This is a genomic window from Pollutimonas sp. M17, from assembly GCF_025836975.1.
Taxonomy (GTDB): domain Bacteria; phylum Pseudomonadota; class Gammaproteobacteria; order Burkholderiales; family Burkholderiaceae_B.
On record NZ_CP107548.1, the window covers coordinates 1,978,244 to 1,994,455 of the forward strand.

Annotated in this window: 17 protein-coding genes; 3 read left to right on the top strand and 14 right to left on the bottom strand. The window is 64.2% G+C overall.

All coding sequences use genetic code 11. From position 1 onward, the window contains the following. Positions 1 to 72 precede the first annotated feature (72 nt). The 3 genes from hemW to OEG81_RS09430 all read right to left on the bottom strand — a co-directional run bounded on the left by hemW (position 73) and on the right by OEG81_RS09430 (position 2,877). On the bottom strand, positions 73 to 1,251 hold the full coding sequence (hemW, locus tag OEG81_RS09420) for a radical SAM family heme chaperone HemW (protein WP_264132551.1): 1,179 nt from the start codon (positions 1,249 to 1,251) through the stop codon (positions 73 to 75). A 116-nt stretch (positions 1,252 to 1,367) separates the two neighbouring features. Further along, a complete protein-coding gene (rdgB, locus tag OEG81_RS09425; protein ID WP_264128977.1) occupies positions 1,368 to 1,970 on the bottom strand; it encodes an RdgB/HAM1 family non-canonical purine NTP pyrophosphatase in 603 nt (200 codons plus the stop codon). Beyond that, positions 1,963 to 2,877: a LysR substrate-binding domain-containing protein gene (locus OEG81_RS09430; protein WP_264128978.1), complete on the bottom strand. Its 915-nt coding sequence runs from the start codon at positions 2,875 to 2,877 to the stop codon at positions 1,963 to 1,965. The genes rdgB and OEG81_RS09430 overlap by 8 nt, the downstream gene beginning before the upstream one ends. Positions 2,878 to 2,993: 116 nt before the next feature. Here OEG81_RS09430 and OEG81_RS09435 point away from each other — a divergent pair, with 116 nt between their 5' ends. Further along, the gene (locus tag OEG81_RS09435; RefSeq protein WP_264128979.1) at positions 2,994 to 4,154 is read left to right on the top strand and encodes an acyl-CoA dehydrogenase family protein; all 1,161 of its coding nucleotides are present in this window, start codon (positions 2,994 to 2,996) and stop codon (positions 4,152 to 4,154) included. A 52-nt stretch (positions 4,155 to 4,206) separates the two neighbouring features. Further along, positions 4,207 to 5,556 carry an MmgE/PrpD family protein gene (locus OEG81_RS09440; RefSeq protein WP_412034052.1) on the top strand — a complete coding sequence of 450 codons (1,350 nt, stop codon included), beginning with the start codon at positions 4,207 to 4,209 and terminating at the stop codon, positions 5,554 to 5,556. 28 nt (positions 5,557 to 5,584) lie between these two features. Here OEG81_RS09440 and rph read toward each other — a convergent pair whose 3' ends face one another. Continuing rightward, positions 5,585 to 6,334: a ribonuclease PH gene (gene rph / locus OEG81_RS09445; protein ID WP_264128981.1), complete on the bottom strand. Its 750-nt coding sequence runs from the start codon at positions 6,332 to 6,334 to the stop codon at positions 5,585 to 5,587. A gap of 124 nt (positions 6,335 to 6,458) precedes the next feature. On the opposite strand from rph, the gene OEG81_RS09450 reads away from it, so the two are divergent. Then, a complete protein-coding gene (locus OEG81_RS09450) occupies positions 6,459 to 7,388 on the top strand; it encodes a YicC/YloC family endoribonuclease (protein ID WP_264128982.1) in 930 nt (309 codons plus the stop codon). 46 nt (positions 7,389 to 7,434) lie between these two features. On the opposite strand, the gene OEG81_RS09455 is transcribed toward OEG81_RS09450, so the two are convergent. The 10 genes from OEG81_RS09455 to nadC all read right to left on the bottom strand — a co-directional run bounded on the left by OEG81_RS09455 (position 7,435) and on the right by nadC (position 15,979). Further along, positions 7,435 to 8,388: a metal ABC transporter solute-binding protein, Zn/Mn family gene (locus OEG81_RS09455; RefSeq protein ID WP_264128983.1), complete on the bottom strand. Its 954-nt coding sequence runs from the start codon at positions 8,386 to 8,388 to the stop codon at positions 7,435 to 7,437. After that, positions 8,385 to 9,284: a metal ABC transporter permease gene (locus OEG81_RS09460; protein WP_412034137.1), complete on the bottom strand. Its 900-nt coding sequence runs from the start codon at positions 9,282 to 9,284 to the stop codon at positions 8,385 to 8,387. The genes OEG81_RS09455 and OEG81_RS09460 overlap by 4 nt, the downstream gene beginning before the upstream one ends. Then, positions 9,284 to 10,078, bottom strand: coding sequence for a metal ABC transporter ATP-binding protein (locus OEG81_RS09465; RefSeq protein ID WP_264128985.1), 795 nt, complete (start codon positions 10,076 to 10,078; stop codon positions 9,284 to 9,286). Before OEG81_RS09465 ends, OEG81_RS09460 begins: the two co-directional genes overlap by 1 nt. Then, positions 10,075 to 11,034 (bottom strand): metal ABC transporter solute-binding protein, Zn/Mn family, encoded by a 960-nt coding sequence (locus OEG81_RS09470; protein WP_264128986.1) that lies wholly within the window; start codon positions 11,032 to 11,034, stop codon positions 10,075 to 10,077. The genes OEG81_RS09465 and OEG81_RS09470 overlap by 4 nt, the downstream gene beginning before the upstream one ends. Before the next feature lie 35 nt (positions 11,035 to 11,069). After that, positions 11,070 to 11,723, bottom strand: coding sequence for a DUF6162 family protein (locus OEG81_RS09475; protein WP_264128987.1), 654 nt, complete (start codon positions 11,721 to 11,723; stop codon positions 11,070 to 11,072). Further along, positions 11,720 to 12,061, bottom strand: coding sequence for a hypothetical protein (locus OEG81_RS09480; protein WP_264128988.1), 342 nt, complete (start codon positions 12,059 to 12,061; stop codon positions 11,720 to 11,722). The genes OEG81_RS09475 and OEG81_RS09480 overlap by 4 nt, the downstream gene beginning before the upstream one ends. After that, positions 12,061 to 12,594, bottom strand: a complete 534-nt coding sequence (locus tag OEG81_RS09485) for a thiamine pyrophosphate-binding protein (RefSeq protein ID WP_264128989.1) — start codon at positions 12,592 to 12,594, stop codon at positions 12,061 to 12,063. Before OEG81_RS09485 ends, OEG81_RS09480 begins: the two co-directional genes overlap by 1 nt. Before the next feature lie 4 nt (positions 12,595 to 12,598). Next, entirely contained in the window at positions 12,599 to 13,852 is a 1,254-nt protein-coding gene (locus tag OEG81_RS09490; RefSeq protein WP_264128990.1) for a PepSY-associated TM helix domain-containing protein, read from the bottom strand. A 296-nt stretch (positions 13,853 to 14,148) separates the two neighbouring features. Continuing rightward, entirely contained in the window at positions 14,149 to 15,159 is a 1,011-nt protein-coding gene (locus tag OEG81_RS09495; RefSeq protein WP_264128991.1) for a tripartite tricarboxylate transporter substrate binding protein, read from the bottom strand. After that, complete coding sequence (gene nadC / locus OEG81_RS09500; protein ID WP_264132552.1) at positions 15,152 to 15,979, bottom strand: carboxylating nicotinate-nucleotide diphosphorylase; 828 nt, start codon at positions 15,977 to 15,979, stop codon at positions 15,152 to 15,154. The genes OEG81_RS09495 and nadC overlap by 8 nt, the downstream gene beginning before the upstream one ends. Positions 15,980 to 16,212: the final 233 nt, after the last annotated feature.

Below are 16,212 nucleotides of genomic sequence, written 5' to 3' on the forward strand. Positions count from 1 at the left end.
TTAATATTCCCCATTATGGGGCAATACGCACCTTTATGGTGCGAATTTTAGTGCAACAGGGCGAGGCGGCGATCAATCCAGAAACTCGGCCAGCAAGTCGTTGAGAAACTCCCAGCCGTGTGCGGTCGCCTTCAATCGGGAACGATCGGCCTCCAGCAAGCCTTTTGCAACCGCCCTCTCGATGGCGGGCTCGATCACCAGAATGGACTGTCCGGTGCGCTCGATGAAGCTCCCACGCTCCACGCCTTCTTTCAGGCGCAGGGCATTGAGCATGAACTCGAAGCCCAGGTCCTTCCATGGAAGCTCGCGGTCTTCGGCCAGATGGCTGCCGTCACGCCGGACAGCTTTCTCCATCCAGGACACTGGATTCTTCAAGCGGGCCTGGCGGACGATGCGGTCGTGAAAGGACAGTTTTCCATGAGCGCCCGGCCCGATGCCCAGGTAGTCGCCGAACTCCCAGTAGTTGAGGTTATGGCGGCAGTGCTGGCCCGGCCGCGCATAGGCCGACACCTCATAGCGTTCCCAGCCCCCCGTCCCGGTTTCGCGGGTGATCAGGTCCTGCATGGCGGCACCCAGGTCGTCATCGGGAAGAGCCGGCGGGTACTTTGCGAAAACCGTGTTCGGCTCCAGCGTCAGATGGTACAGAGACAGGTGTCCCGTCCCGAAAGACATGGCCTGGCGCAAATCGTCGGCACAGGCCTCCAGCGACTGGCCCGGCAACGCATACATGAGGTCCAGGTTCACGCGTGGCACCGCGTTCTGCGCAAACTCGATGGCGGCGCGCGCCTGGCGTGCGTCGTGAATGCGGCCCAGGGCCTTCAAGGCGCGGTCATCGAAGCTCTGTATTCCCAGGGAGATGCGGTTCACGCCGCTGGCCGCATAGTCGGCGAAACGGTCCGCTTCCGCCGTTCCGGGATTGGCTTCCAGGGTGACCTCGGCGTCGGGCAACAGGTTCAGGCAGGCACGGAACATGGCCAGCATCCGGTCCAGCGCGGCGGCCGACAGCAGGCTGGGCGTGCCGCCGCCGATGAATACCGAGATCACCTGCCGGCCCCAGATCAGCGGCAGCGCCTGCTCCAGGTCCGCCTGCAAGGCGTCAAGGTAGTCCTGCTCGGGCAGCTCCTTTTTCAACTCATGGGAATTGAAATCGCAATACGGGCACTTGCGCACGCACCAGGGCACGTGCACATACAGGGACAGCGGCGGCAGGCTGGAAAGTATGGTCCGTCCGCCGGGGCCTGCCGGAACCACGCCGGGTTTGCGGACCGCGGCGGACGGCGCGGAAGATGGAGCAGATTGCACGGAATGGATCCTGAAAAATCAGGCGGCCGCTTGCAGGCGGGCAAGCGGGCCGCGTATGGCCGGCCTCAAGGCCGGCGGCTGCGCAGGGCCAGAAGCAAGGCTTTGAGGGCTTGCGCGCGATGGCTAAGGGCGTTCTTCTGGTCGGGCGGCAACTCGGCGGCCGTCTTTCCCAGATCGGGCAGGTAAAAGTGCGGGTCGTAGCCGAAACCGTTGCCGCCGCGCGCCTGGTCGATGATGGCGCCGTTCCAGCTTCCCTCGGCAATGATGGGCCTGGGGTCGTCCGCGGAGTCGACGTAGACCAGCACAGCCACATAACAGGCCGAGCGGTCCTGGACCGGGGCGAGCTGGGCCAGCAGATGGCGATTGTTGGCGGCATCGGATTTCTCGCCTCCGGCCAGCGCCGCATAGCGCGCCGAGAAAACGCCGGGCGCGCCGCCCAGCGCATGCACGCACAAACCGGAATCGTCGGCCAGCGCCGGCAGGCCGGTCTGCCGGCTGGCGTGCCTGGCCTTGGCCAGCGCATTCTCGACAAAGGTGGCGTAAGGCTCTTCCGCTTCGGCCACGCCCAGGTCTCCCTGGGCCACCATGCTGATGTCGGCTTGCGCCAGAATGGCGGAGAACTCCTTGAGCTTGCCCGGATTATTGGAAGCCAGCACTACTTTATTCATGTTTCTGTCCTTCGGCGGCGTCCTGGACCAGCAGGGAAACCAGTTCCTTGGCGAACACCGGCAGTTTGTCGAACTGCCGCACACAGATGTGCAGCCGTCTCAAGGCCCACGAATCGTTCAGGGAAACGATCTTCAGGGGCATTTCCTTTACATAGCGGCGGGCGGCCGACTCGGGTATGACCCCTATGCCGACATGGGCGGCAATCATGCGGCAGGCGGCCTCGAAATTGCTGACCTCGACCCGGAAGCGCAGCACCCTGCCCAGGTCGTCGGCCGCCTGCAGCAAAAAGGCATGGATGGCGCTGGTCTCGTGCAGGCCGACGTAATCGTAGGTCAGCGTATCGTCGAAGTCGACGGCTTCACTGCCGGCCAGGGGATGGTCCCTGTGCGTCACCAGCACCAGGCGGTCGCTGCGGTAGGGAAGGAATTCGATGTTCTCGCCGCCGCCGGCCTGCGCGGTGATGCCGATGTCGGCCGACCCGTCCGCCACCGCCTTGACCACCAGGTAACTGAGCCTTTCGCGCAGCTCGACGTTCACGTCGCGGTGCGCGCCCAGGTAGGCGGCCAGGATGTTGGGCATGAATTCGTTCATGGCGGTGGTGTTGGCGCACACCCGGACCCGGCCCTTGACCCCGCTGGCGTATTCCTGGATGTCGCCGCGCAGGTGTTCCAGCTGGCGCAGCACGACGCGCGCATGCCGCACGAAGGCCTCGCCCGACGGGGTCAGGGTGACCCCCTGGCTGTTGCGGTAGAAAAGCGCGGTGCCCAGGTGGGCCTCAAGGTTCTTGACCCGGTTGCTGGCGGCCGGCAAGGACAGGAAGGAGCGCTCGGCGCCGCGGGTCATGCTTTGCGCGGTGGCGACGTTCACCATCAACTGCATATCCGTTAAATCAAAATGCATCGCCATGCGGACATTCTCTTCAAAATTGGCAAACCCCCGCTTAAGCAAGCAATAATTGGCAAGCCTGCGGCGTTCAGGCAAAGTAAGGGCTATCTATTGTAATAAACCCGGACATCCCCATCATGACGCAGGACACACCCGCCTTTCAGGACATACGCGACGCGATCCGCGACCTTTGCGCCCAGTTTCCGCCGGAATACTTCCGCAAGATAGACGACGAGCGCGGTTATCCCGAAGAATTCGTCAACACCCTGACCGAAGCGGGATGGCTGGCGGCGCTGATCCCCGAGGAATACGGCGGTTCAGGCCTGAGCCTGACCGAAGCTTCGGTCATCATGGAGGAAATCAACCGCAATGGCGGCAACTCCGGAGTATGCCACGGCCAGATGTACAACATGGGCACCTTGCTGCGTCATGGTTCGGCCGAACAGAAAAAAGCCTATCTGCCCCGCATCGCCAGCGGCGAACTGCGCCTGCAGTCCATGGGCGTGACCGAGCCCACGACCGGCACGGACACGACCAGAATCAAGACCATCGCCGTCAAGCAGGGCGACCGCTACGTCATCAACGGTCAGAAAGTCTGGATTTCCCGCATACAGCATTCCGACCTGATGATATTGCTGGCACGCACCACGCCGCTGGATCAGGTCAAGAAGAAATCCGAAGGCATGTCCATCTTCCTGGTCGACCTGCACCAGGCCATCGGGCACGGCATGGAGGTGCGCCCCATTCCCAATATGGTCAACCACGAAACCAACGAGCTCTTCTTCGACAATCTGGAAATCCCCGCCGAGAACCTGATCGGCGAGGAAGGCAAGGGCTTCAAATACATACTGGACGGGCTGAACGCGGAACGCACGCTGATTGCGGCGGAATGCATAGGCGACGGACACTGGTTCATCGACAAGGTCACGGCCTACGCAAAGGAACGCATCGTATTCAACCGCCCCATCGGGCAGAACCAGGGCGTGCAGTTTCCCATCGCCAGGGCGCACATCAATATCGAGGCCGCCAGCCTGATGCGCTTCGAAGCCTGCCGCCTGTACGACGCGCACAAGCCCTGCGGCGCACAGGCCAATATGGCCAAGCTGCTGGCCGCCGACGCATCGTGGGAGGCCGCCAACGCCTGCCTGCAATTCCATGGCGGCTTCGGCTTCGCCAACGAATACGACATCGAGCGCAAGTTCCGCGAGACAAGGCTCTACCAGGTCGCGCCCATTTCCACCAACCTGATTCTTTCCTATGTGGCCGAGCACGTCCTGGGCCTGCCACGATCCTTCTGACAGCCTCTTTTTGCACATAACACAGCGCATGTCCGACATGCCGGAGACGACCATGAATCATCCCAGCGCAGAGCTTGCCGAATTCGCCGTTCAACTGACGTACGACGACATCCCCGCCGATGTGCTGCGCCGCACCGAGGACCTGATGCTCGACTGCCTGGCATCGGTGCTTGCCGGCTCCAGCGCCCGTCCCGTACAAGCCATGGCCAAGCTGGCGGACACCATGGGGCCTGCCAGCGGCCCGTCTGAAAACATGGTGACGCGGAAAACGACCAGCCCCCTGTTCGCGGCCATGGTCAATGCGGCGGCGGCGCACATGGTGGAACAGGACGACGTCCACAATGGATCCGTGTTCCATCCGGCCACGGTCATCTTCCCGCCCGCCATCGCCGTGGCGCAGGCGCTGGGACGATCGGGCAGGGACCTGCTGGTCGCCTCGGTGGCCGGCTACGAAATCGGCATCCGCGTCGGTGAATTCCTGGGCCGCTCGCACTACAAGATTTTCCATACCACCGGCACCGCGGGCCCCTTGGCCGCGGCCGTGGCGGTGGGCAAGCTGCTCAACCTGGACAAGCAGCAGATGCTGCACGCCCTGGGGTCGGCCGGCACGCAATCCGCGGGCTTGTGGGAATTCCTGCGCGACGCCGCCGACTCCAAGCAGCTTCATACGTCCAAGGCCGCCGTCAATGGCCTGATCGCGGCCTATCTGGCGCACGATGGCTTCACGGGCGCACAGCGCATACTGGAAGGCCCGCAAGGCCTGGCAGCCGGCATGTCCACCGATGCGGATCCAGCCAGGCTGACCGACAGGCTGGGATCGCGCTGGACAGTGCTGGAGACCTCGTTCAAGTACCACGCCTCATGCCGCCATACCCACCCGGCCGCGGACGCGCTGCAACAGGTGCTCCGGTCGCGGCACATCAAGGCCAGCGACATTGCGTCGGTCGTCGCGCATGTGCATCAGGGCGCCATCGATGTCCTGGGGCCGGTCGTGGATCCCGCGACCGTGCATCAATCCAAGTTTTCCATGGGAACGGTACTGGGCCTGATCGCGCTTCACGATCGCGCGGGCCTGCCGGAATTCGACGCGGCGCTGGACGATCCCGCCGTCGCGGAATTCCGCGGGCGGGTCAGCATGGAGCTGGACAGCGAGGTCGACGCGGCCTATCCGGCGCAATGGATAGGCAAGGTGACGGTGCAAACCCGCGACGGGCGAAGTTTCTCCGCCCGTGTCGACGAACCCAAGGGCGATCCCGGCAATACGCTGTCGCGCGAAGAACTGGAAGACAAGGCGCTGCGCCTGGGCACCTACCGCAATGCCGCCAGCCCCGGCGAAGTGCAGGCGCTGATCCAGCGCATCTGGACCTTGGCCGATACCGAAATGGTGGGCCGCCTGGTCTGAACCCGCAACAAGCGGCGCTGGGCGGCTCCTAGCCGCCCAGCGCCTGCTTCTGCAAGCCGATCAATTCGGCAATGCCGTCTTGCGCCAGGTCCAGCAAAGTGTCCAGTTCGCTGCGCCGGAATGTCTGCCCTTCGGCGGTGCCCTGCACCTCAACGAAGTCTCCGGCGCCCGTCATGACGATATTCATGTCGGCGCCGCAGCCCGAATCCTCGATGTAATCCAGGTCCAGCACCGCCTGCCCGTTCACCAGCCCCACCGATACGGCGGCGACATGATCCCGCAAAGGGTTGACGGCGACCAGGCCCTGCCCCGCCAGCTTGCGGCTGGCGATCGCGGCGGCAACCCAGGCGCCCGTAATGCTGGCGCAACGGGTTCCGCCATCGGCCTGCAGCACGTCGCAATCCAGATGCAGGGTTCGTTCTCCCAGGGCGGTCAGGTCGAACACCGCGCGCAGGCTGCGTCCGATGAGGCGCTGGATTTCCTGGGTCCGGCCGCTTTGCTTGCCACGGGCCGCCTCGCGATCGGAGCGCGTATGCGTGGAGCGCGGCAGCATGCCGTACTCCGCGGTTACCCAGCCCTGCCCCCTGCCTTTCAGGAAGGGAGGCACCTTTTCCAGGACACTGGCGTTGCAAAGCACATGGGTATCCCCGGCCTTGACGAGGACGGAGCCTTCGGCATGCCGGGTATAGCCCACCTCCAGCGAGAACGGACGCAATTGGGCCGGCCGGCGCCCCGACGGACGGGAGGCGGAAGAGGAAGGCGGGCGGGATTCGGACAAGGAAGACTCCTACGGTTCAAGGGACAATACGGTGGATTCTCTCATGAAGCGCGGCCGGTGCGCGAAGGCGAGCCCGGAGCCGGCATACAATGGGGCCTTTCCAATCGCACACAGGACTTCGTTCATGATCCGTAGCATGACCGCCTTCGGCAGCGCACGCGCCGAATCCGAGCAAGGCAGCGTCACCGTCGAGTTTCGCAGCGTCAACAGCCGGTTTCTGGACGTCAACTTTCGCCTGCCGGAAGACCTGCGCATGGCCGAGGGACTGATCCGGGAACAACTGGGCCAGGCCGTCAAGCGCGGCAAAGTGGAAATCCGCGTCAACTACAACCGCGCTCCCGCGTCGGCTTCGGCCACGCTGGATGAACACTATCTCTCCATCGTCGCCGGCCAGTTGCAGGCCGCAAGGCGCATCGTTCCCGACGTCCCCGCCCCGCGGCTGTCCGAGCTGCTGTCCGGAGCCGGAAGCAGGGACGACAACGCCTTCGACCCGGAAATCTGGTTGGGAATGTGCTCGGAGGCCACCACCCACGCGCTCGACGAGCTGCAGGCCGCCCGCGAGCGCGAAGGCCGGCGGCTGGCCGACATGATGCTGGACTGCGCCCGCGACGTGGGCCTTATCGTTGAGCAGGTGGCGCAAGAGCTGCCCGGGCTGCTGGCCGAGCACCAGGAAAAAATCGCCACCAAGCTGCGCGACGCATTGATGGCGGCCAGCCCGGACGGCTTTGCGCAGATCAGCGGCACTGAACTGTCGGCGCGCATCGCGCAAGAGGCATCCCTGTTCTCCCTGCGCATCGACGTTGCCGAAGAGCTCTCTCGCCTGCGATCACATATCGCGGAACTTGAGCATTTGCTGCGCACCGGCCAGGCCGGCGGCAAGGACAAGAAGAACAGCGGCAGCGCCGGCAAGCGCCTGGACTTCCTGTTCCAGGAAATGAACCGCGAGGCCAATACCCTGGGATCCAAGGCCAGCGCGCTGAGCGTCACCCGCGCAGCCATCGACCTGAAGCTGCTGATCGAGCAGATGCGCGAACAGGCGCAGAACATCGAATAGCCCTCCCGGCCGTTGCTACTTCATCAAACGGCTTGAGGCCGGGGGTTCAGGGTTGAAAAGCCGCAAGCAGTGACTGGACCATTGCTTGCAACTGCGCCGCCGGATCCTGTTGTTCGGTATCGAGCACGACCAGCCGTCCACCCGCATCGGCGATGGCCTTCCGGATGGCGGCCGGGGGCTCGCGGTGATGCAGCACCACTTTCACGCCCAGCGCCTTGATTCGATCGCCGAAGCCGTCCAGCTCCGCGGCGCTCCATTCCTCATCGGGACGCGCATCGCGCAAGGCCATGTCCAGGTTCAGGCCGGCCACAAAATAATCCAGGCGGTCGGACAAGGACGCCACGGAGACGTCGTCCAGCAAGGCAAGCTTTGCCTCCGCTTCGGCCGACACCCTGACCAGCTCGCGCTTGAAAGCCGCCAGCTTGTCCTGCATCGCCGGCCTGGCGGCGGGAGCCAGCCGTTCCAGATCGGCCGCGATGATATCGGCCATGCGCCCCAGGTTGACGGGATTGAGCCATGGGTAGTCCCGCTCGTCCGAGTCCTCGCGCAGCGCGATGCCCGGCAAGGCGCCATCGACCGGCCGGGCCGCGTCGATTTCGACGATGCGGATGTTGTTGCGCCGAGCCAGGGGATACAGCGGATCGTCCGGCCAGATGGAGCGCAGGCCGATCACGGCATCGGCTCCCGAAGCCATGCGCGCCAGTTGCTTGGCGCCTCGCCCGGCGAAATAAGATGCCATGCGCGTAGGCGGCAGATTGGCGGGCGCGGCGCGCTCCAGGACAATGCCGCTGTCTTCGGTCAGTCTCTGCGTCAGGGCATGAACGACGGGATGCGCGGCCAGTACTTTGACGGAGGCTGCCGATGCGACGGCGTCGGGCATATTGGCGGACGCGGCCCGGGCGGATTGCGCCGGCGCCCCGCCGCACAGCAGGGCCATGCCCAAGGCCAGTGCAAGCGTGCGCGCCACAGCGCCCCGACGGAGTATGCCGTGAGACTTCAAGATGGATTCCCCCTCAATGATGGAACAAGGCCGCGCGCGATGGCAGCCAGCATGAACACGACGCCCGAGACCAGTATGATGGCCGCCCCGGAAGGCACGGGCAGGTCGAGCAGAATGGGCAGCAGTATGCCGGCCAGGGTGCTGAAGCTTGCTATCAGCACGGAAAGCCAGAAGAATCCACGCAGCGAGGAACTGAGCAAACGGGCGCAGGCGGCCGGTATCACCAGCAGCGCCCCGACCAGGATGGCCCCGATCACTTTGACGGATGCCACCGTCACGATGGTCACCAGCGCCACGAAGAGATAGTCCAGCGCCTTCACCCTCAGCTTGCGCACCGTGGCGAGCTGCGGATTGAAGCTGGCCAGCATCATGCGGTTGTAGTAAAGCAGGGCCACGGCCGCGGTCGCCAGCCCCACCACCGCCAGCACCGCCAGATCGGAGCTGTTGACCGTCAGCACAGAGCCGAACAGGACATTCTCAAGGATGTGGATATTGATGCGGCCGGCCAGCACCAGCAGCACGCTGGCCCCCAACGCAAGCGAGACCGACAGGAACACGCCGATGAGGGTATCGGGGGCCAGCCCCGTGCGATTACGCAGATAATTGAGCAGGATGCCGAAGAGCAGGCAATAGCCGAAGAGGCTGCCGTATGGGCCGGTATAGGGCTCGCCCAGCAGGATGCCGATCGCGACCCCGGTAAGCGCCGAATGGCCCACGGCCTCGGAGAAAAACGCAAAGCGCTTGACCACCACCAGCGTGCCCAGGCCGCCCAGGACCGGGCCGATGATCAAGCCGGCAAGCAAGGCATTGATAACGAAGCCGTAGGACAAGGCGGCGGGCAGATGGCCGGCCACGGCCCAGTCCTGTATGGCCTGGCGCAGCGAATCGATCAGCATCATGCGGCCGCCGCCTGTCCCTGCACCGCGGCCAGCCGCGGACGGGTGGAGAAAAGGTCCAGCAGACCCTGAGGCGTCAAAACCTCATCCGGTTCGCCGTCGAACAGCACCTGGCCATTCAGGCCGGTGACGCGATCGGCCAGTTCCCGCACGGCCTGAAGATCATGCTCCACCCAGAAGACGGTGACGCCTTGCGCGCGCCAATCGGCCAGCAGATTCTCGAAAACCCGCGCGCCGGCCTCATCGAGCGCGGCCATGGGCTCATCCAGCACCAACAGGGATGGCGCCGGCATCAATCCTTGCGCCAGGAGCACGCGCTGGCGCTCGCCGCCCGACAGCGCTCCCATGCGCCGGGCGCGCTTTTCGGCCATGCTAACCCGGTCGAGCGCCGCGTGGATATCCTTGATGCGGCGCGGCGATATGCCAAGAAATGCCGGACGGCGCTGGGTCATGGTGACCATGAAATCCGTCACCGTCATCGGCAGGCCCCGGTCGAACTCCAGGGCCTGGGGCACGTAGCCGATGGTTTGCGCGGCTTGAGGCCAATCCAGCGTCAAGCGTCCCTGATGCGGCATCTGCCCAAGCAGGGTCTTGATCAGCGAACTCTTGCCCGCGCCGTTAGGCCCCACCAGCGCATGCACGCTGCCCGCCGACACGGTGAAGGACACATCGCGCAGGATGTGCGTGCGCCCCAAGGCCAGGCCCACCTTGTCGAAAACGATGGAGGGGCCGCCCATGGTGAGCGGGCTGTCCGCGGCGGAGGATCCAGGCAAGAGCGTGTGCTCCGCCCTCATTGCACGCTCTCCTGGATGGCGCGCACGACGGTATCCAGGTTGCGGGCGGTTTCCGTCTCGAACTTCTCGGCCGAATACTCGCCATAGGAAATATGAGTCAAGGCATACAGCTTGACCCCGGTCTCGCGCTGTATGGTATCGACGTAGGCGGACGGAAAATCCATTTCCGAGAAAATCACTTTCACGTCCAGATCGCGCATCTGATCGATGGTGGTTTTCAACTGCGCGGGACTGGGCTCGATACCGTGGGCGGGCTCGACCACGGCGGTCACCTCCAGGCCGAACTCACGCAGCAGGTAATCATAAGCGCCGTGTATGGTCGCCACCCGAAAGTCGGCTGCCTTGGTTTGCGACAGCTTGGCCAACGCGGCGGCGCGCAATTTACGCAGCTTCTGCCCATAGGCCCGGGCGTTCTTCCGGTAAAGGTCGGCATTATCGGGATCGAGCCTGCCCAATTCGCGGGCGATGGTGTTGACCTGCGCTATGGAGGCCGTGACCGACAGGAAGGTATGAGGATTGACCACCTTGCCATCGTCGCCGGATCCTCCGCGCGCGGCCATGCCGGTGGCCGCCAGCAGCGGCACCTGCGCATTGGCCTCGATCAGCGGGATTTCCGGTTTGTCGCTGGCGGCAATCATGCGGTCCGCGAAATCGTCATGGCCGATGCCGTTGAGCACGATCACATCCAATTCGCCGATGCGCCTGATGTCTTCGGCTCGCGGCTCATATGCATGAGGATTGAAGCCCGCGGGAATCAGCGGCACGACCTGCGCCGCGTCGCCGACGATGTTGACGACATAGCTGTAATAGGGATGCAGCGTGACGCCGATCTTCAATGGAGCCGCTTGCGCCGCCACGGGCGCAAGGCCCATGGCCAGCAGGCCGGCCAGCGCCGCCCGGCGCAGCAGGCGCGGCAAAAGGATGCGGACAACGGAAAACAACTTGAACACGGACATGGGGTGATTCTCGATTGAACGGAGAGGCAAAGGGATTAGCGCTGCTGGCGCGTTACGCCCGCATCGAACTGCGCGGCGATTTTCCGCCAGCCGGCGGCCAGCAATTGGGCGTCATCCAGGCTGTCGGGGGCCTGCGCGCCAGCCTGGCGGTTCAGCCAGATATCGGATGCGGCCTCTTCGGCGCGCTGGGCGGCGTGCGCCTGCGAGCCTGCAAGCGCGTGGCGATGGCCCGCTTCCACGGATGAGGCATCGTCCCGGCGCGCAGGCGCCAGGCGCAGCAGCAGCGAACCGGCCACCTGCACATCGGCGCTCATGCCGAGATAGGCCTCGCCGCTTGGCCGCTCAATCCGTTGCCACCGATGCTCGCCGCGCCTGGCCGCCGTGGCGTCCTGTATGAACGGCGGCAAGCCGAACCCGGCCAACTCCGCGATCGACGGCTTGCCGCCCTGCTCGGCCGCCAGGTAGCCGATTTCATCGGCGGCCACTCGCAGATCGGCATAAAGGCCCTGCTCGGCGGCGCTCAGGTCGCGCCGCGCATCGAGCTGATCGGTCCGCGGCCCCGCTGCGACATCCGGCGCGGCATTGACCAAGATAAAGGCGCCCGCCAGAGACAGGATTGCGGCGCACACGACAAGCACGAGCAAGGTTTCATAGCCGGCTCCGGCCGGCTTGACCACCTGTACCGTCACGACTCGATCTCGGTGTAGTCGATTTCGACCACATGGCCCGGACCGGCATCGAACAGGATGTAGAACTCGCCCTGGGGCTTTTTGAAGGTCAATGTCGAATCCTCGCCCAGCTTGCCGGGCACGAGGATTTTCTCGTCGTAGGAAATCACGTCCAGGGTGACTCCCGGCGCATCGCTTCCATCGGAAAATCCGCCTTTGCACTGGACCGTGGTGTCGTCGGTGGCCTTGCACTCGGCGACGGGATTATGGGCCCAGGCCGTCGAGGCCAGCAGGCAGAGTCCCGCGGCCGTGGCGGCTCGCCGCCACGGAGCGGAAAAAAATGAACTGAACTGAAGCATCACTGCCCCCCTTTGCGTTGCGTCAACCATTGAATCGTTGTGGGCGAGGCCTTGGACAAGGGCATGCGCGCCTGATGCATCGAACCGTCCCAGCCTTCCAGGGTCAGCCATAAATCGGCATCCGGCGCGGTTTGCTCCGGAATCAGAACGCTGGCCATCTGCCGATAGGGGCTGCCGGAAAACAAGGCGCCCGCCGTGCGCAGGCTGCGCGGCTTGCCCACCCGCAGGTAGGCGGCCTTGATGCTTCCGATGCATTCCTTGCATTGCGCCAGCGTGAAGGCCTTTATGTGGCCTGCGGACCCATCGCGCCGCGGAGGCTCGATGCGCCACTCGGCCAGGCGCACGGACCACGGCCCCACCGCCAGCTCGCCCAGCTCGCGCTGGCCCAGGCCCCTCTCGCCGCCCGACAGCGCCAGATCATCGAAATACCTTGGCAGGTAGGCCAGCGGAAGAATCAACAGCAGCACGCTCAGGTAAAACCGCCAGCGCTTCCATTTCAAGGCCAGTACCGATACCGGACCGTTCTGTGTCATTGCTTTACTCATGCGTGCCTCCCGCCGTCAATCGCGTCATTGCCGCGGGCACAGGTTTGCCCGCGTTCGGCGCGGGATCGGCCTGAGTGCGCACCGATGCGCCGCGCTTGAGCAGGGCCGCCGTTTCCTTGACGGTGCGCTTGGTCCAGATCATCATGCCGCTGAACACCATCATGCTGAGCAACAATCCGAAAAAGCAATACACGAGCTTGAGCCAGGTGCCGGCGAAGTCCCCCGTATGCAGCGGACGCATGGATTCGGTGACCAGCTCCAGGCCGGACCGGTCGGAAACCCGCCTTGTGTTCTCCACAGCGCCCGTGTAGGGATTGATGCTCATGGATTCGAACAGCAAGGGGTAGCTGCCTCGCCCGCCCACGCCGATATGGCTGTAGGCGTTCGATGGCAGGCGGACAAACGAGGCTTCCAGATCGGGGAAGGTCTGCTGCGCGATCTGCGCCGCCCGGTCCATGCTGATCATGGGCGGCGGCGCGCCGGCGGCCACGGGCGGAATATCCTCGCGCGCGACCACCGGCGGCACGCCGGCGGTGGAGAAGGAAATTTGATTGTCGAACAATACCGCCTGAACCAGGAACCAGATGCTGGTCGCCGAAATGATGGCAATGAACGGAATCGACCATATACCCGCCAGCCGGTGGAAGTCTCCCCAGAAGATGCGGGCTCCCTGGTTCGTGCGCAGTCTTGGCTTCAGGAAGCCGCGCCAGAACCGCTTGTACACGACCAGGCCCGTCACCAGCGACGCGAGCATCGGAATGCCCAGGAATGCCACGATATACCAGCCCAGGCTGAAACCACTCGTAAAGGGGATCAGCAGCCAGCCGTGCAGCGCCCGCATGAACTGCTGGAAGCTGAATCCGGAACTGCTGCCTTGAATATGGCCCGTGTAGGGGTTGACGTACAAAGAGGCCGTCGTGGCGTCGGGGTAGCTGACACGCACCGCCAAGGCGAATTGAGACTTGACCGGCCGCGAAATCGATTGCACCACGGCATCGGGATGCTCGCGTTCGACCGCCTCCAATATGGCGTCATAGCCCAGCATCCGCGCCTGGGAAGAAGGTGCATTGGCACGCACGGCCGGATTGGCCAGCCAGACGATTTCCTGGCTGACCGTGGCTATCGTGCCGGTTAGGCATACGAAAAACACGAATATCCACAGCGGCAAGGCCAGCCAGCTATGGACCAGAAACCAGATTTTTGATTTCGAGGATTTCTTTACTTTGGACACGCTATTGCTACCCATTTTATGTGTTTCATGCGCTATCCCTGCTTGTGTCCGGGCAAACGCAGCACAAAAACGCGCCCCTTTACAAGTAAGACGTTTGAGTGCGCGAAATCCGTAATGGAATCTCGACTTAATTGAAACCAATTGTTTTTTTTGTTGGGTCCGCTTCAGCGCGAGCCAGTATTTACGGACCATACGAACGAGTTGGACGATGCCCCGCGAGTGGCAAAGCGCGCTCATTATTGCAAATGATTCGCTTTACGGCAAGGATGTCCAGCGGGTGAATCCGATGGAAACAGCGCGATGCCGCGGGATCAATCCACGCCCAATGCCATCTTCATGCTCAAGCGTCCGAAACGGGCAATGTCGCGTTGAATGAGCGACTGGAACTCCTGTGCCGTGCTGGTGGTGGTGTCATACCCCAGCGCCCGCAGGTCGGTCACCAATTTGGGTTTGCCCATGATGGCGGCGATCGCCGAATTGAGCCGTTCGATGACGGCCTCGGGCGTGCCCGCCGGTGCCAGTATCCCGTGCCACTGGTCCAGTTCGTAGCCGGGCAGGCCCTGTTCCGCCACGGTGGGCACATCAGGCAGCAGCGGCGAACGCCGGGGCGATGTCACAGCCAGCGCCCGCAAGGCCCCCGCATGGATCAGCGGCAAGGCGCCCGAGGCCGTCACGAAGCCGACATCCACGGTATGCGCCAGCAGGCCGGCCAGTGCGGGGCCGCAGCCCCGATACGGCACATGCAGCCAGGCGCCGCCCGTCCTGCCCATCAGCTGCTCGCCCGCCAAATGCTGCGGGGTGCCGTTGCCGCAACTGGCGTAGGAAAGCGGAATTTCCTGCTGGCCGCTGCGCCCTTCCAGGGCTTGCGGCAAGCTCTTCCAGGGAGAGTCGGCCGGCGTCACCAGCACCGAAGGCACGAAGGCGATGTTGATCACGCCCACCAGATCTTTATCGGGAGAAAACCCCAGGTTGCGATACACGCCGGGATTGATGGCATAACTGCTGTTGACCATCAATAAGGTATAGCCGTCGGGCCGGGATCGCGCCACCATCTGGGCGCCGATGTTGCCGCTGGCGCCGGCCCGGTTCTCCACCACCACGGGCTGGCCCAGGGCGGATTCCATATGCACCGCCAGGCGACGGGCCAGCATGTCGGTTCCGCCGCCCGGAGGAAAGGTCACGACCAGCACGATGGGGCGCGTGGGATAAGCGCCGTCCGCGGACGGAGCCGCCTCTTCGGCCCGCGCCGCGCCGGCAAGGAGCACGGCAGCCCACACGATGGCCGCCATGCGGGCCGGCAAGGATGCGCGGGGCCTAGACATGATCGACATCCAGGCCGATATCCAGGACGGGAGCGCTGTGGGTCAGCCAGCCCACGGCGATCAGGTCCACGCCCGTCGCCGCCACCGCGGGAGCGGTTTCAGGCGTAATGCGTCCAGACGCTTCGGTGACGGCGCGGCCCTGCGCCATCCGCACGGCGCGCTTCAGGGTTTCCAGCGGCATATTGTCCAGCAGCACCGCGTCCACGCCGACGTCCAGCCCCTGCTCCAGCTGATCCAGCGTATCGACCTCCAGCTCGATGCGCACCATATGCCCTATTCCCGCCCTGGCCCGCGCAACGGCCTCGCGCACGCCGCCGGCGACGGCAATGTGGTTGTCCTTGATGAGCACGGCATCGTCCAGGCCGAAACGATGGTTGCTGCCTCCTCCGACGCGGACGGCGTATTTCTGGACTGCCCGCAGGCCCGGCATGGTCTTGCGGGTGCAGGTGACGCGCGTGCCATAGGCGCTTATGGCATCGGCGATGGAGGCGGTGGCGCTGGCCACGCCGCTCAAATGGCACAGAAAATTCAAGGCGCTGCGTTCCGCGCCCAGGATGGCGCGCGCACTGCCTTGCACCGTGGCGATCAGGTCGCCCGGTTGCAGGCGCGCGCCGTCTTGGCGCCGCAGGCCCAGCTCCACGTCCGGATCCATAAGCTGGAAAGCCAGCTGCGCCAGGTCCATGCCCGCCAGCACGCCGGCCTGCCGGGCCACCAGGCGCATGCGGGCCCGGGCGTCCAGGGGAATGATGGCATCGGACGTCAGGTCGCCGGCGCGCCCCATATCTTCAAGCAGCGCACGCTTCACCAGGGGCTCCAGCATGATCTTCGGCAAGGGTGGAACCGCAAGCGGCGCGGCGCCGGGCGATTGCACATGGACAGCGGGTTCAGCGGCCGGGGCCAGTTCAATTATGCTCATATTGAGTATTAATAAGGTAAAAAAATCGGAGAAACCGTTGCCGCCCGGCGCAAGGAATCAAAACGCCTCCCTTCCCGGCAGCCATCCGGTTTCAGCTAATTATGCTCAAACCTAGCACAATTAAACGCGAAGCCGGC

Coding starts and splice junctions, on each gene's coding strand:
- rdgB (WP_264128977.1), bottom strand. CDS start 1,970: ATGAATAAAGTAGTGCTGGCTTCCAATAATCCGGGCAAGCTCAAGGAG.
- OEG81_RS09430 (WP_264128978.1), bottom strand. CDS start 2,877: ATGGCGATGCATTTTGATTTAACGGATATGCAGTTGATGGTGAACGTC.
- OEG81_RS09435 (WP_264128979.1), top strand. CDS start 2,994: ATGACGCAGGACACACCCGCCTTTCAGGACATACGCGACGCGATCCGC.
- OEG81_RS09440 (WP_412034052.1), top strand. CDS start 4,207: ATGAATCATCCCAGCGCAGAGCTTGCCGAATTCGCCGTTCAACTGACG.
- OEG81_RS09450 (WP_264128982.1), top strand. CDS start 6,459: ATGATCCGTAGCATGACCGCCTTCGGCAGCGCACGCGCCGAATCCGAG.
- OEG81_RS09460 (WP_412034137.1), bottom strand. CDS start 9,284: ATGCTGATCGATTCGCTGCGCCAGGCCATACAGGACTGGGCCGTGGCC.
- OEG81_RS09465 (WP_264128985.1), bottom strand. CDS start 10,078: ATGAGGGCGGAGCACACGCTCTTGCCTGGATCCTCCGCCGCGGACAGC.
- OEG81_RS09470 (WP_264128986.1), bottom strand. CDS start 11,034: ATGTCCGTGTTCAAGTTGTTTTCCGTTGTCCGCATCCTTTTGCCGCGC.
- OEG81_RS09480 (WP_264128988.1), bottom strand. CDS start 12,061: ATGCTTCAGTTCAGTTCATTTTTTTCCGCTCCGTGGCGGCGAGCCGCC.
- OEG81_RS09485 (WP_264128989.1), bottom strand. CDS start 12,594: ATGACACAGAACGGTCCGGTATCGGTACTGGCCTTGAAATGGAAGCGC.
- OEG81_RS09490 (WP_264128990.1), bottom strand. CDS start 13,852: ATGGGTAGCAATAGCGTGTCCAAAGTAAAGAAATCCTCGAAATCAAAA.
- OEG81_RS09495 (WP_264128991.1), bottom strand. CDS start 15,159: ATGTCTAGGCCCCGCGCATCCTTGCCGGCCCGCATGGCGGCCATCGTG.
- nadC (WP_264132552.1), bottom strand. CDS start 15,979: ATGCTGGAGCCCCTGGTGAAGCGTGCGCTGCTTGAAGATATGGGGCGC.